We start from the raw sequence: 14,262 nt of genomic DNA, 5'->3' as shown, positions 1-14,262 counted from the left end.
GTCCCGGCCGGTGTGGTCGCTTACGGCGCGGCCTGGTAGACCACGTCGTTCAGGTCGTCGTCGAAAAACAGCTGGCCGGTGACCACGTTCACCTTGTTCACGTGCACCTTCAGGTGGATGTGCACCGTCCGGCCGCGGTACCAGCCGGGCCAGCGCCTCCAGAGGATGTTGCGCCCATGCTGCAAGCCGGCGCTGGGCAATCCCTATGCCGCGCTATGCGCCCGCTACGAACGCGAGATGTGCACCATCTCGTCGCGCGGCACGACCTTGATGCGCTCCCGGCCCTCGGGTTCGCCGAGCGCGCGTTCGTGCTCGTCGAGCGAGTGCCATCCCTCCAGGGTGGTGAACTGGATGCCGCGCGACTCGAGCAGCTCGACGATCGCCGACTCCTCGGGGTGCGATGGCAGCCACCAGTTGCCCTGGTCGTTCACCAGGTGCTGCACGGTCTGCATGGCATCGGACTTGGTGTGCCCGATCAGCCCGACCGGGCCGCGCTTGATCCAGCCGGTGGCGTACACGCCGTGCACCTGCTGGTTGTCGTCGTCGAGCACCTGGCCCTCGTGGTTCGGGATCACGCCGTGGTGTTCGTCGAACGGGATGCCATCCAGCGGCGACCCGAAGTAGCCGACCGCGCGGTAGATGGCCTGGATCGGCAGCTCCCGGATCTCGCCGGTGCCGACGATGCCGCCCTCCCCGTCGGGCGCGGTGCGCTCGTAACGGAAGCCCTCCACCTTGCCGTTGCCGAGCACCTCGAGCGGCTTGGCGTAGAAGTGCAGGTGCAGTCGCCGGGACGCCGGCGTGCCCTCGGCCCGCCGCTCGGCCTGGCGTTCGCGCCACTTGGTGAGCACCCGGTCGATCACCATGACCTGCTTGTTGCTCTCGATCGCCAGCTTCGAGGCCTCGTCGTAGTCGAAGTCCTCGTCGTAGAGCACCATGTCGACGTCGTGCAGCTCGCCGAGCTCGCGCAGCTCCAGCGGGGTGAACTTCACCTGCGCCGGACCGCGCCGACCGAACACGTGCACGTCGGTCACCGGCGAGGCCTTCAGGCCCTCGTAGACATTCGCGGGGATCTCGGTCGGCAGCAGGTCGTCTGCGTGCTTGGCGAGCACGCGGGCGACATCCAGCGCCACGTTGCCATTGCCGATCACGGCGACTTCTCTGGCCTCGAGCGGCCACTCCCGCGGAAAGTCCGGGTGGCCGTCGTACCAGCTGACGAACTCGGCGGCACCGTACGAGCCGGGCAGGGTGATGCCGGGGATGCGCAGGTCGGCATCGCGCACCGCGCCGGTGGCGAAGATCACCGCGTTGTAGTGCTTCTTCAGGTCGTCAAGGGTGATGTCGCGGCCGTACAGCACGTTGCCGAAGATGCGGATGTCGCCGCGGTCGAGCACATCGCGAAGCGCGTTGACGATGCCCTTGATCCGCGGATGATCGGGGGCCACGCCGTACCGGACAAGCCCGTACGGGGCCGGGAGGTGCTCGAACAGGTCGACCGACACGTCGAACTGCTTTTCGTACTTCAGCAGGATGTCTGCGGCGTAGATACCCGCGGGTCCGGCACCGACAATGGCCAGCCTCAGCTTGGTCACGGTGTTTCCTTTCAGGATTCTTCCCCGAACGTATCGAAGGGATTTCATCAAGTCTTGCGCACAGCCCCTGTCAGAGACTGAGCGAATGGCGTCAGCTCGAGCGCTCCACAATCGCGTCGGCGAACTTGACGAGCGCCTTCTTGACCGGGCCACGTGGCAGCGATTCCAGCGCGGCGATCGCGGAGCGTGCCCACGCGTGCGCCTCGTCGAGGGTGCGTTGCGTTGCCGGGTGCTTGCGCAGTTCGGCGACTGCCGACTGCACGCCGGCCTCATCGTCGGCCTGTACCGCGCGGTCGATCCGTTCGAGCAGGGCGGCGGATGCGGCATCCGTCGCTGCCTGTTCGGTCAGGTAGAGCAGCGGCAGGGTGGACACGCCCGCGCGCAGGTCGGTGCCGGCATTCTTGCCGGTGTTGTCGTCCTTGGGAGCGAGGTCGATGACATCGTCGATCAGCTGGAACGCGACGCCGATCTTCTCGCCGTATTCCGTGACCGGATCCAGGTACTCCTCGGGCGCTCCCGAGTACTGCACTCCCACGCGCGCGGCGGCGGCGATCAGCGAGCCGGTCTTGTCTCGGAGCACCTGCAGGTAGTGCTGCACCGGGTCCTGGCCGTCCTCCGGCCCGATCGTCTCGTGCAGCTGGCCAAGGCACAACCGCTCGAAGGTGTCAGCCTGCACGTCGATGGCGTGCGATCCGAGCCTGGCCATCAGCTTGCTGGCGCGGCCGAACAGCAGGTCTCCGGTGAGGATGGCCACCGAGTTGCCCCACTTCGCCTGCGCCGACGGAACCCCGCGGCGCATCGGCGCGTCATCCATCACGTCGTCGTGGTACAGCGACGCCAGATGGGTAATCTCAATGGCCATGGCTGCGGTGATCACCCCGTCGGTGTTGCCGTCGCCGAGCTGCGCGGTGAGCAGGGTGAGCACCGGACGCACCCGCTTGCCGCCGGCCTCGAGCAGGTACCGGCTGGTGACATCCGCGAGGTTATCGGCGAACGACATCTCGGTGAGCAGGCCCTCTTCGACGACGGCGAGCCCCTTCTCGATCGCGGTGGCGAAGCGGCGCTCATCACTCGAGGCGAACAGTTTTTCGCCCAGTCCAAGAGAGGAGCTGAGGGTGTTGCGGCGACGAGCCAGCGGAACGCTCGTATTCACTCGGTTGCCGATCTGATCAGGTGGCCTGTGCGGAAGGCGCGGTGGGCGGAGAGGTGCGGCGCGTCAGCTTGCGACGGTTCGCGACGGAGGCGCGGATCTTCGCGTCGGCCGGTTTGTGTCCGCGGTGCAGTGCGACCACACCCACGGTGAGATTGCGGTAGGCCACGCGGCTGAACCCCGCAGCGCGGATCCACTGGCTGAGCGTGCCCTGATCGGGCCACTCAGCGATGGACTCGGCAAGGTAGGTGTATGCCGGCGAGTTCGACCCGGTGACCCCGGCGACCTTCGGCAGCACCCACTTCAGGTACACCGAATAGCTCGCGCGCATGATCGCGACCGGCGGCTTGCTGAACTCGCAGATGATCACGCGTCCGCCGGGCTTCAGCACCCGGTACATCTCGTCCAGCGCCTGCTTCGGATGCTGCACGTTGCGCAGCCCGAAGCTGATGGTGACCGCGTCGAACTCGTCGTCACCGAACGGCAGCGCCTCGGCGTTGCCCTCGATGAACTCAATGTCGGGGTGACGGCGACGGCCCTCTTCGACCATGCCGCGTGAGAAGTCGAGCGCGACCACGTCGGCGCCGGTTCGCGCGATGGCGACGGCACTGGTTCCGGTTCCCGCCGCGATGTCCAGCACGCGCTCCCCCGGCTTAGGGTCGATCGCGCGCACCGTGGCCATCCGCCACAACGCCGCGTTGCCCATCGACAGCACGGCGTTGGTGCGGTCGTACTTGGGAGCGACGTCATCGAACATGCCCGCGACCTCTGAGGGCTGCTTGTTCATGTCGGCTCTACTCACGCACTCCATGCTACTTGGGTTCAGTGAGCCGCGAGTCGGCGCGAGGCTACGCTGGAGAGGTGACCGACCGTACGCCTGTTCCCGCGCTCACGGTCGTGACCGAAGCCATCGATGACATCACGCCGATGATTCCGTTGGTGGATCCGCGGCATCCGCTGGTCTTCCTGCGCCGCAGGCAGGGTGTGATCGGCATCGGCGAGGCGCTGCGGTTGGAATTCCGAGGACCGAGCCGGATGTCGGATGCCGCCGCCGCCTGGAAACGGGTCGTCGACGCCGCCTCGGTGACCGACCCGGTCGGGGTGCCCGGCAGCGGTCTGATCGCGCTCGGCAGCTTCGCCTTCAGCGACAGCTCGGCCGAGGCCAGCGTGCTGATCGTGCCGGCGATGATCATCGGCCGGCGCGACGGGGCCAGCTGGGTGACCCGCATCGGCACGGGCTCTGGTATCGACACTGGCTCTGGCATCGACGCTGCCGTCATCCCGACCGCGCGCCCCTGGGGGCACCCGTTCACCGTCGACCTGCAGCCGGACTCGTTCGACGGCGACGCCTACAAGCGCGCGGTGACCGACGCGGTGACCCGCATCCGCCAGCAGGACCTGAGCAAGGTGGTGCTGGCCCGCACCCTGACCGGTCACCTGCCGGCAGACGCCGATCTGCGCCGGGTGCTGGCAGCGCTGGCGCTCGGTTACCCCGACACCCACATCTACGCGGTGGACGGCATGCTCGGCTCCAGCCCGGAGACGCTGGTGCGGGTGATCTCGAACACGGTGAGCGCCCGGGTGTTGGCCGGCAGCACGGCACGCGGCACGGATCAGGCCAGCGATGAGGATGCCGCGGCCGCCCTCGCCACCTCGACCAAGGATCTCGACGAGCACCAGTTCGCGGTGCAGAGCGTGCTCGCCGCGCTCCGCCCGCACAGTCGGGCGGTGACCTTCGACGAAGTGCCGTTCACCCTGAAGCTGCCGAACCTGTGGCATTTGGCGACGGATGTCGAGGGTGCGCTGAGCGGCGGAGCCACGTCGCTCGACCTGCTGGCGGCGCTGCACCCGACCGCCGCGGTCGCCGGCACTCCCACCGGGTCGGCGCTGGCCCTGATCGACCAGTTGGAACCGTTCGACCGCGGCCGCTACGCCGGTCCGGTCGGCTGGGTCGGCGCGAACGGCGACGGCGAGTGGGCCATCGCGCTGCGCGGCGCGCAGGTGGCGCCGGAGGGAACGGTCACGGCGTTCGCCGGGGCCGGCATCGTGGCCGATTCCGACCCGGAGTGGGAACTCGTGGAGACCCGGATGAAGTTCCGGCCGATCGTGGAGGCGTTCGGCGGCAGCTAGTGCCAGCTAGCGGTGCGGTTACGTCTTCGCGAGCCGTTTCTTCTCGGCCTTCACATCGAAGTCGGCCTTCGGCCACTCCAGCTCGAGGGAGCGCAGCGTGTCGAGCAGCAGGTTCTGCACGGCAAGGCGCGCGTACCACTTCTTGTTTGCCGGAACCACATGCCACGGGGCAACGGGGGTGCTGGTACGCTCCAGGGCGATCTGGTAGGCGTCGCCGTACTCGTCCCACCGCTTCCGTTCGTCGACGTCCGTGGGGTTGTACTTCCAGTGCTTGTCCGGGTTCTCGAGCCGCGCGGTGAGGCGGGCCTTCTGCTCGGCCGAGCTGATGTGCATCATGACCTTGATGATCGAGGTGCCGGATGCCGCGACATCCGCTTCGAACTGGTTGATCAGGCCGTAGCGGCGCTCGATCTCGTCGGGCGGAGCCAGCTTCCGCACCCGCTGGATCAGCACGTCTTCGTAGTGCGACCGGTCGAACACGCCGATCATGCCGGGGTCGGGAAGCCGCCGCTTGATGCGCCAGAGGAAGTCGTGTCGGCGCTCGGCCCGGCTGGGCGCCTTGAATCCGGTATGGTCCACGCCCTGCGGGTCGACCGCCCCGACGACGTGGCGCACGATTCCGCCCTTGCCGGAGGTGTCCATCCCCTGCAGCACGAGCAGCACGCTGAGGTTACGGCCGCCGCCTCGGCTCTCGGCGAAGAGCATCTCCTGCAGGGCGGCGAGTTCGGCGACGCCCGCCTCGAGCGCTACCTGGCCGTCCAGCTTGGTGCCGTCGAAGCCCGGCGTGGCGTTGGGGTCCATTGTGGCGAGCGTGAAACCGGGCTCGACTCTGAGCAGGTCATCCATATGGTGATGCTAGCGCCCGCCGCAATCAGCGCGGCAGCGGAACCTCGATGAGCAGCTGCGGGTCGGGCGCGGTGAGCGCCTGATCGAGTTCGCCCCGGGTGGTGACCAACCGGTGCTGCCAGCCGTACGCGGCGGCGAGCGCCTTCATCTCGACGTGCTGCGGCGTGTACAGCACCCGGTCGATCGCGGCCTGCCCGGCGGTGGCGGCCACCTCGAGGCCGTCGAAGATCGTGCCCCCGCCGTCGTTGCCCACGATCAGCTGCACGCGCGGCCGCGGTTCCCCGTCGCCGAACAGCAGCCCGCCGACGTCGTGCAGCAGGGTGAGGTCGCCGAGCAGCACCCGCGTGGTGCCGTGCCCGCCGGCGGCCTCCGCGGCGAGCGCGATGCCGATGGCGGTCGAGACGGTTCCGTCGATGCCGGCGAGCCCCCGGTTGGCATGCACCCGCAGCTTCTTACCCGGCAGCACCTTGTCGGCGTCACGGATCAGGCGGGATGCGCCGAGCACCAGGCGGTCGTGCGGCCAGGTGGCGCGCCAAACTGACTCGACAAGCATCCGCCGGGTGACCGGTTGCCGCACCGCTGCCAGTTCGGCGCGGGCGAAGGCGGCACGGTCCAGGCGGTCGTTCGAGCGGGAGGCCGCGACATCCGGAGCCGACTCATGCTGATCCGTGTCGAGCAGACTGCGGCTGGCATGCACCCAGCGGCCCACCCAGCGTCGCAGCTCGGGGGATGCCGGGTCGGCGCCGGGAGCGGCGGTGCCTGTGCCGTCGACGGTGATCGAGTCGAGGAACCGGTCCACTCGGTGGCCGGGGTTGTAGTCATCGGCGCCCGCTGAGCGCACCACGATGGTCTGCACGCCGTCCCGCTGGATCAGCGCCGGGACCTCACGGCTGAGGGTCGGATGGCCGAACACGATCACCCGCTGAACCTGGCCGCCGAATTCTGGATCGCGCAGCAGCTCACGGTAGGCGACCGCGAGGTTCGGTCCGAAGTGTGCGCCGCTGGCGACCTCGGCGATCAGCGGTGCGCCGAGCAGCCGAGCCGCGCGTTCGGCCTGCTCCCCCGCCCCCTGGCCGGCGACGACCACCGTGCCGACCATCGGGCTGAAGGTTTGTGCCTCCGACGCAGTGGCGGTCGCGGTGCCCGTCGCTGACTCACCCGGTTCGTCGGGGTCTGCGGCGCCGCGCTGTGCCGTGTCGGGCAGCACCGGATTCGCCGAGGACAGCGGTTCGGTGAAGGCGAGGTTCAGGTGCACGGGGCCGGCGGCGGCCGCGGTCACCGCGTCGCGGGCCAGCAGGGCCGCGGCATCCGTTTCCCCGGGCTCGCCGGTCGGTGCGCCGATGTCCCACGCGGCCTCGGCGGCGAGGCCGAACAGTCCGGCCTGCCGGGTGGTCTGGTTGCTGCCGATGCCGCGCAGCTCCTCTGGCCGGTCGGCGGTGACCACGATCAGCGGAACACCCGCGTGGTGCGCCTCCAGCACCGCCGGGTGCAGATTCGCCACCGCGGTTCCCGAGGTGGTGATCACCACCACCGGCGCGGCGGATTCCACGGCGAGACCGACCGCGAGAAAACCGGCGGCCCGCTCGTCGATGCGCACGCGCAGCCGCACCTGTCCGGCGATTTCGAACGCGGCAGCGGCCAGGGCGAGTGCCTGTGAACGCGAGCCGGGGCTGAGCACGATGTCGTGCACGCCGAGTCGGATGAATTCCGAGATCAGGGCCACCGAGAACGCGGTGGCCGGCGACTCACTCCTTGGAGGGAGAGTCATCGTCGAGATCGGCGAGCTCCTGCTCCAGCCGGCGAATGCGTTCCTCGGTCTCGCGGTCCCTGATGATGCCGTTCAGGAATTCCGGGTCGTCGTCTGGCGCCAGCCGCCGGGCGGGTCCGCCGGGCTGACGGCGCGACTTGCCGAGGGTCAGCCACAGCACGCCGCCGATCACCGGCACCACCACGATGATGATGACCCACAGGCCCTTGTTCAGAGCGCGCACGCGTGACCGGTCGGTCATGATCAAATCAATGACCGCGTACACCGTGAACGCCACGACAACCACGGCGAGAACGACGAGCAGGCGGGTCATACCCTGATTCTACGGCGATTTCTCGCTCGCGTACCCGAGAGGCCGCTGAACGTCCCGCGTGAACGTCGCCGAATTGCTCAATTCGTGCACGGCGCAACGAACGGATGCCGGAAGACTCCGACATCCGTTCGCACGGCGCTCGGGTGACGCCGGTCAAGCGGCTGCGAGCAGCTGGTCAAGCCGGGTGTAGCCCTCGCTCATGCCGACCTCCATGTCGCTGGAAATCATGCCGTCGCGGGCTTCCTGACTCGGGTAGACCGAGTGGCCGCGCAGCCTGGTGCGCCCGTTGCCGAGATCTTCGAAGGTCATCGCCTCGATGCTCACGACATCCGGGAATCCCTCGAACTCGAAGGTCTGGATGGCGAACTCGTTCTCGCGCACCACGTGGAAGACACCGTGGAAGGCGTACTCGCCGTCGGCGTTGCGGTGGATGTAGCGGTAGCCGCCGCCGGTGCGGAAGTCGAAGTGTTCGATCTCCATCTCGTACCCGTTCGGGCCGAGCCACTGCTTGATCAGCTCGGGGTCCTGGTGGGCGCGGAACACGGCGCTGACGGGGGCGTCGAACTCGCGCTCGAAGTCGATGAACGGCAAGCCTTCTGGAGCGGTGACGGTCAGTGCGTTGGTCATTTCTTCTCCCTTTCGTTGGTGCCGGCCTCCTCGCCGGTCATCTGTGCGAGCAGAGTGTCAAGGTTGCGGAACTGCTGCTCGTGGGTCAATCGGTAGCTGTCGATCCAGGCGGTGAGTGCCTCGAGCTGGGGCGCGTTCAGGTGAACCGGGCGCCGTTGCGCGTCGCGCGTGCGCGTGACCAGTCCCGCGTGCTCGAGCACCTGAATGTGCCGCGACACCGCCTGCTTGGTGATGTCGAAGGGCTCCGCGAGCTCGTTGACGGTGGCAGGTCCCCGGCTCAGGCGGGCGATGATGCCCCGGCGCACCGGGTCACCGAGTGCCATGAAGGCCCTGTCGAGTCGCTCCTCCGCGACCGGATCAACCGCCATTGAACAACCACTTCCTTGATCAACCGATTTGTTGAATAAAGGCTACGCGGCAGCATCCGGCCGTGTCAAGGGTCTCGTAGACTTGAGGGATGTCTACCCGCACCCAGTGGATCCTCTACTCGATCGCCCGGATCGTTCTGTTCCTCGGTGTCTTCGCGATCCTGATGCTGCTCGGCGTGGACCTGTGGATCTCCGGCCTCGCCGCGGCGATCATGGCGCTCTGCATCTCGTACATCTTCCTCAAGCAGCCGCAGCGCGCGCCGCGTCCCGAGAAGCCGGATTCCGATGCGGTGGCGGAAGACGCCGCCCTAGAACGCGATCGCGGCAGCGAGCCCAAGCCCGAATAGCAGGGCGGTCAGGCTGGTCAGCTTGAGCGCCAGGATGAACTCTCGCGACGTCTTCGCGGTCAGCACGATCAGCACGGTCGGCAGCGCCGCCAGCAGCGTGAAGTAGACGAGCGTGGCACGCGGGTAGAACAGCGTGAAGAAGACCAGGAGCCCGTAGGGCGCGAGCATCAGCACGGCGAAGAGCACCCGTGATGCGCGGTCGCCGATCAGTACGGACAGGGTGCGCTTGCCGGCCAGCGCGTCTTGCTGCCGGTCTCGCAGGTTGTTGACGAGCATCACCGCGGCGACGAACAGCCCGATCGCGACTGCGGCCACCCAGGTGTCGGGGGTGACCCGGTCGAGCTGGACGAACGTGGTACCCACGGTGGCCACGATGCCGAAGAACAGGAACGACACGATCTCGCCCAGGCCGTAGTAGCCGTACGGCCGCTTGCCGCCGGTGTAGAACCAGGCCGCTACCAGGGCCACCGCGCCGACGGCGAACAGCCACCAGTGTTGGCTGAGCACGATCACGGCCACGCCGGCGAGCGCGCCGCCGGCCATGAACGCCAGCGCCACGATCAGCACCTGCTTGGGCTTGGCTGCGCCGGATCCGGTCAGCCGGGACGGGCCCACCCGGAAGTTGTCGGTGCCGCGCACCCCGTCGGAGTAGTCGTTCGCGTAGTTCACGCCGATCTGCAGCAGCACCGCGACCGCCAGACACAGCAGCGCAATGGTGAGGTCGAAGCCGTGCGCCACCGACGCGGTGGCACTGCCGAGCGCCACCGGCGCGATCGAGAGCGACAGCGTGCGCAGCCGGGCTGCGGCGATCCAGTCGGCGGCCGTGGCCTTGGGGCGCGCCGCGGGCGAACCCTTCTTCGCGCCACGCGCTATTTTCGCCGGGTCGATGCGTTGTTGTCTGGGATGTGCCACGAAGTGAATTCTAGTGATCCCAGTGCGCCCGCCCGCCGTGGAAGAATCGCTTCCAAGGGTGAATCGGAGGCGAACCGATGGATGTGGTTGTTCCCATCGTCGCCGCCGTGCTGCTGATCGTCGGTTTCTCCACCGTAGCGAAGCGGCTGGGTGTGGCGGCTCCCCTCGTCCTGCTCATCGTTGGCGCCGGTATCTCCTATCTGCCGGGCGTTCCGCACATCGAGGTGCCGCACGAGATCATCCTGATCGGGATGCTGCCGCCCATCCTGTACTCCGCCGCACTCACGGTGCCGGTGATGGACTTCCGCCGCAACCTCGGCTCGATCTCCAGCCTGTCGGTGTTCCTGGTGATCGCGTCGGCGTTCACCACCGGGTTCGTGCTGCACCTGCTGCTGCCAGAGCTGAACTTCGCCCTGGCCGTCGCCGTCGGCGCCGTGATCAGCCCACCGGATGCCGTAGCGGCGGTGTCCATCGGCAAGAAGCTGGCCCTGCCGCCCCGGCTGCTCACGGTGATGGAGGGCGAGGGGCTCGTCAACGACGCCACCGCGCTGGTGCTGCTGCGCTCCGCGATCGCGGTCGCCGCCGGCGGGGTGGCCACCGTTTGGGAAGGCGTGATGGACTTCGGCTACGCCGTCGTGGTCGCTGTTGCGGTCGGTTTGCTGGTCGGGTTCCTCACCGTGTGGGTGCGCTCGCGCCTCACCGACACGCTGGCGGATAACGCGGTGTCGCTGCTGGTGCCGTTCATGGCGTTCATCCCCGCGGAGTCGCTGCACGCATCCGGAGTGCTCGCTGTGGTGATCGCCGGCATCTACGTGGGCCATCAGTCGCCACGCTACGTGCGGGCGCAGCCGCGGATGAGTGAGCGGATCAACTGGCGCACCGTGCAGTTCGTGCTCGAGAACGGCGTGTTCCTGATCATGGGCCTCGAGCTGAGGGCCTTGGTCGACGACATCGGCCCCACCGAGCTGTCCGGCCGAAGCGCGGTCGGCATCGGCCTGATCCTCACCGCCGTGCTCATCGTGCTGCGGATGCTCTGGGTGAATCCGATGATCGTGGTGCTGCGCTACAGCGCGAAACGGGCGGAGCACAGGGTTTACCGGCTGCACCTGGCGCTCGCCAGCATGGAAGAGAACGACTCAGACCCGCGGCGGAAGCGGCGCCGGGCACGGCTGCAACACGTGTACGCCCGACGCCGGGCCGACCTCGAAAGCCACCGCACCGAGGGGCTGGACTGGCGCGGCGGCTTGGTGCTGTCGTGGTCGGGAATGCGCGGCGTGGTCACCCTGGCCGCGGCCCAGTCGCTGCCGGATGACACCCTCTACCGCTCCCAGCTCATCCTGATCGCGTTCACCGTGGCCGTGGTGACCCTGGTGCTGCAGGGCGGCACCCTCCCGTGGCTGATCCGGCTGCTCGGCATCCAGGGCGCCGATCCGCGCAAGGACCGCCAACAGCTCGCCGCGCTGCTGGAGTCGATCAGCACCCAGGGGCTTCGCGTGCTGGACCACCCGCACGACCTGCTCGGCAAGGACACCACCGTCGACCCGACCATCGTCGACCGGGTGCGGCACGACACCACGATGCGCACCGCGGCGGCGTGGGAGCGGGCGAACGCGGAGGGTCCAGATGTCGGGGCCCCGCACCTGCAGTACCTCATGCTGCACGAAGCGGTCGTGCACGCGGAGTACAAGGCGCTGCTGCGGGCGCGCAGCAGCGGGCGCTACCCGTCGCGCGTGCTGACGACGGCGCAGACCATCCTGGAACTCGAAGAGGCGCGACTGGCGCCCAGACACCCCGGGCAGGTCGGCGGGCACTGAGCCGCCAGGCAGGTGGGGAGGGCAGTCGCGGGCTTGGTGCGGGCAGCCGCGGACGGTCGGGTCAGGTGGGCGGGCGGTCGCGAGTCAGGTGGGCGACTGGTCGCGGGCCAGGTCTGCGAGCCGCCGGCGATCCGGTTTGCCGGAGGCGAGCAGCGGCATCCGTTCCACCAGAAGAACGCGGTCAGGTCGGGCGGCGGGGCCGGCGGATGCCGCGACCGCGGCGCGTACCGCGTCGAGGTCGACCGGGTGTTCGCTGACCAGCACCGGCACCTCGCCCCACGCGGCATCCGGTGCTCGCACCACCACGACATCCGCGAGTCCCGGCAGTTCACGCGCGAGCCGCTCCACGACGCCGAGCGATACCTTCACTCCACCGGAGATGATCACGTCGTCGTGGCGGCCGGTGACCCGCAGCCGCCCATCGAGCACCTCGCCGGTGTCGCCGGTGTGATACCAGCCGTCGACGAAGCGTCGCGCGGTGAGCTCGGGGTCGCCGAGATAGCCCTCGGCGAGCACCGGCCCGGCCAGCTGGATCTCGCCCTCGACGATCCGCACCTCGACCGTGCCGAAGGGGACGCCGTCGTACACGCAGCCGCCGCTGGTCTCGCTCGACCCGTAGGTGCGGGTCACCCGCGCGCCCGCCGCCCGCGCCCGCTCGAGTAGGGCCGCGGGGGTCGCCTGACCGCCGACCAGGATGCGCTCAAAACTTGCGAGTGCCGGATGCGCCTCGGGGGCGTCGAGCAGTCGGGACAGCTGCGCGGGCACGAGTGAGGTGTAGCGCCGCGGCCACTCCATCCGGCCTGTGGCCTCGATGAACGCGGCCGGGGTGAAGTGCTCACCGGCGAGCGCCACCGGCTCGGACTCGGCGGCGATCGACCGGGTGAGCACGTTCAGCCCGGCGATGTAATGGGTGGGCAGGGCGAGCAGCCACTGTCCGGGGCCGCCGAGCAGGGCATCGGATGCCGCGGCGCTCGCCAGCAACGCGTCGGCCGACAGCGCCACCCGCTTGGACACTCCCGTGGAACCACTGGTCTCCACCACGAGCGCCACCCGCTGCGGCACGGTTCGCGGCAGCCCCGCGTCGGCCGGGGTCCCGTCGGCCGGGGACCCGTCGGCCGGGCGCACGTCGCGCGGGGTCGAGTCGCCCGGGGTCCCCGAATCCGCGTGAGGTCTGCCGTTTGGTTCTTCCGGCACCGCGGGAAGGGCCGAATGCCCGACCTCAACTGCAGCCGAAGCGGGCCGGGGCAGGATGGCGCGTCCGCCGGCGAGCGCATCGCGCAGGGCGGGGTAGATTTCGTCGCCGCTGACGACGCGAAGGGGCCGCGTCATCCGGCGCTCCCACCCAACGGGCGCGCCCCGCCCAACGAGGGAGTCCTGCCGGCCGAGCGAGCCCCACCCAGCGAGCGCCGCGAAAACGGCCGAGCGCGCCCGCCGCGGCAGCGGCGCTCGGCCGTTTTCGCAGCGCTCACCATTAGGGCAGCAAGCATCAGTACTGCCAGGGGTACGGCGACCAGTCCGGCTCGCGCTTCTCGAGGAACGAGTCGCGCCCCTCGACCGCTTCGTCGGTACCGTAGGCAAGCCGGGTGGCCTCGCCGGCGAAGACCTGCTGCCCGACCATGCCGTCATCGACCGCGTTGAACGCGAATTTCAGCATGCGCACCGCCGTCGGCGACTTGGTGAGGATGGTGTTCGCCCAGGCCAGCGCGGTGCTCTCCAGTTCGGCATGCGGCACGACGGCGTTCACGGCGCCCATCTCGTACGCCCGCTGGGCGGAGTACTCCTCGGCGAGGAAGAACACCTCGCGAGCGAACTTCTGCCCGACCTGCTTGGCGAAGTATGCGCTGCCGTATCCGGCGTCGAAGGAGCCGACATCCGCGTCCGTCTGCTTGAACTTGCCGTGCTCGGCAGAGGCGATCGTGAGGTCGCAGACCACGTGCAGCGAGTGCCCGCCGCCGGCCGCCCAACCGGGCACCACCGCGACGACGACCTTCGGCATGAAGCGGATCAGCCGCTGCACCTCGAGGATGTGCAGCCGCCCACTGCGGGCCGCGTCGATGCCGGATGCGGTCTCGCCCTCGGCGTACTTGTAGCCGTCCCGGCCGCGGATGCGCTGGTCGCCGCCGGAGCAGAACGCCCAGCCGCCGTCCTTCGGGCTGGGCCCGTTGCCGGTGAGCAGCACGACGCCGATGCGGGAGTTCTGCCGCGCGTGATCCAACACCCGGTACAGCTCATCGACCGTGTGCGGCCGGAACGCGTTGCGCACCTCCGGCCGGTTGAACGCCACCCGCGCCACCCGCCCGGCGACATCGTGGTGGTACGTGACGTCGGTGAGCGAGGAGAAGCCGGCGACATCCGTCCACGCGTTGGAATCGAACAGGTCTGAAACCGCGGTTGCCAT

General features: G+C 69.0%; 15 protein-coding genes. 3 read left to right on the top strand and 12 right to left on the bottom strand.

Features of this window, described 5'->3' with window-relative positions; genetic code table 11:
• Window positions 1-20: 20 nt before the first annotated feature.
• The 4 genes from HCT51_RS00970 to ubiE all read right to left on the bottom strand — a co-directional run bounded on the left by HCT51_RS00970 (window position 21) and on the right by ubiE (window position 3,541).
• Window positions 21-200 carry a peptidase associated/transthyretin-like domain-containing protein gene (locus tag HCT51_RS00970; protein WP_166876208.1) on the bottom strand — a complete coding sequence of 60 codons (180 nt, stop codon included), beginning with the start codon at window positions 198-200 and terminating at the stop codon, window positions 21-23.
• 24 nt (window positions 201-224) lie between these two features.
• Entirely contained in the window at window positions 225-1,589 is a 1,365-nt protein-coding gene (locus HCT51_RS00965) for an FAD-dependent oxidoreductase (protein WP_166876211.1), read from the bottom strand.
• Between the two features lie 91 nt (window positions 1,590-1,680).
• A complete protein-coding gene (locus HCT51_RS00960) occupies window positions 1,681-2,742 on the bottom strand; it encodes a polyprenyl synthetase family protein (protein ID WP_166876214.1) in 1,062 nt (353 codons plus the stop codon).
• A gap of 16 nt (window positions 2,743-2,758) precedes the next feature.
• Window positions 2,759-3,541 (bottom strand): bifunctional demethylmenaquinone methyltransferase/2-methoxy-6-polyprenyl-1,4-benzoquinol methylase UbiE, encoded by a 783-nt coding sequence (gene ubiE / locus HCT51_RS00955; protein ID WP_191413687.1) that lies wholly within the window; start codon window positions 3,539-3,541, stop codon window positions 2,759-2,761.
• A gap of 125 nt (window positions 3,542-3,666) precedes the next feature.
• On the opposite strand from ubiE, the gene HCT51_RS00950 reads away from it, so the two are divergent.
• Window positions 3,667-4,869 carry an isochorismate synthase gene (locus tag HCT51_RS00950; RefSeq protein ID WP_166876885.1) on the top strand — a complete coding sequence of 401 codons (1,203 nt, stop codon included), beginning with the start codon at window positions 3,667-3,669 and terminating at the stop codon, window positions 4,867-4,869.
• An 18-nt stretch (window positions 4,870-4,887) separates the two neighbouring features.
• On the opposite strand, the gene HCT51_RS00945 is transcribed toward HCT51_RS00950, so the two are convergent.
• The 5 genes from HCT51_RS00945 to HCT51_RS00925 form a co-directional block, all read right to left on the bottom strand.
• Entirely contained in the window at window positions 4,888-5,715 is an 828-nt protein-coding gene (locus HCT51_RS00945; RefSeq protein WP_166876217.1) for a PPK2 family polyphosphate kinase, read from the bottom strand.
• A gap of 25 nt (window positions 5,716-5,740) precedes the next feature.
• Window positions 5,741-7,483 carry a 2-succinyl-5-enolpyruvyl-6-hydroxy-3-cyclohexene-1-carboxylic-acid synthase gene (gene menD / locus HCT51_RS00940; protein ID WP_166876220.1) on the bottom strand — a complete coding sequence of 581 codons (1,743 nt, stop codon included), beginning with the start codon at window positions 7,481-7,483 and terminating at the stop codon, window positions 5,741-5,743.
• Window positions 7,461-7,796: a PLDc N-terminal domain-containing protein gene (locus tag HCT51_RS00935; RefSeq protein ID WP_166876223.1), complete on the bottom strand. Its 336-nt coding sequence runs from the start codon at window positions 7,794-7,796 to the stop codon at window positions 7,461-7,463. Before HCT51_RS00935 ends, menD begins: the two co-directional genes overlap by 23 nt.
• 153 nt (window positions 7,797-7,949) lie before the next feature.
• Window positions 7,950-8,423, bottom strand: coding sequence for an SRPBCC family protein (locus tag HCT51_RS00930; protein ID WP_166876226.1), 474 nt, complete (start codon window positions 8,421-8,423; stop codon window positions 7,950-7,952).
• Window positions 8,420-8,791, bottom strand: coding sequence for an ArsR/SmtB family transcription factor (locus HCT51_RS00925; RefSeq protein ID WP_166876229.1), 372 nt, complete (start codon window positions 8,789-8,791; stop codon window positions 8,420-8,422). Before HCT51_RS00925 ends, HCT51_RS00930 begins: the two co-directional genes overlap by 4 nt.
• Window positions 8,792-8,880: 89 nt before the next feature.
• Between HCT51_RS00925 and HCT51_RS00920 the strand changes: the two genes are divergently transcribed.
• Window positions 8,881-9,138, top strand: a complete 258-nt coding sequence (locus tag HCT51_RS00920; RefSeq protein ID WP_166876232.1) for a DUF4229 domain-containing protein — start codon at window positions 8,881-8,883, stop codon at window positions 9,136-9,138.
• Here the strand turns inward: HCT51_RS00920 and HCT51_RS00915 are convergent.
• Window positions 9,100-10,050, bottom strand: coding sequence for a 1,4-dihydroxy-2-naphthoate polyprenyltransferase (locus tag HCT51_RS00915; protein WP_166876235.1), 951 nt, complete (start codon window positions 10,048-10,050; stop codon window positions 9,100-9,102). The genes HCT51_RS00920 and HCT51_RS00915 overlap by 39 nt on opposite strands.
• Window positions 10,051-10,127: 77 nt before the next feature.
• Here HCT51_RS00915 and HCT51_RS00910 point away from each other — a divergent pair, with 77 nt between their 5' ends.
• Window positions 10,128-11,864: a cation:proton antiporter gene (locus HCT51_RS00910; protein WP_166876238.1), complete on the top strand. Its 1,737-nt coding sequence runs from the start codon at window positions 10,128-10,130 to the stop codon at window positions 11,862-11,864.
• An 84-nt stretch (window positions 11,865-11,948) separates the two neighbouring features.
• On the opposite strand, the gene HCT51_RS00905 is transcribed toward HCT51_RS00910, so the two are convergent.
• Window positions 11,949-13,193, bottom strand: a complete 1,245-nt coding sequence (locus tag HCT51_RS00905; RefSeq protein ID WP_224760605.1) for an AMP-binding protein — start codon at window positions 13,191-13,193, stop codon at window positions 11,949-11,951.
• Between the two features lie 157 nt (window positions 13,194-13,350).
• Window positions 13,351-14,262, bottom strand: a complete 912-nt coding sequence (locus HCT51_RS00900; protein ID WP_166876241.1) for a 1,4-dihydroxy-2-naphthoyl-CoA synthase — start codon at window positions 14,260-14,262, stop codon at window positions 13,351-13,353.

The sequence above is a fragment of the Salinibacterium sp. ZJ450 genome (assembly GCF_011751885.2).
Classification (GTDB): Bacteria; Actinomycetota; Actinomycetes; order Actinomycetales; family Microbacteriaceae; genus Ruicaihuangia.
Note: the sequence above shows the minus strand (reverse complement) of the source record. Positions and strands in the feature narration are given on the sequence as shown.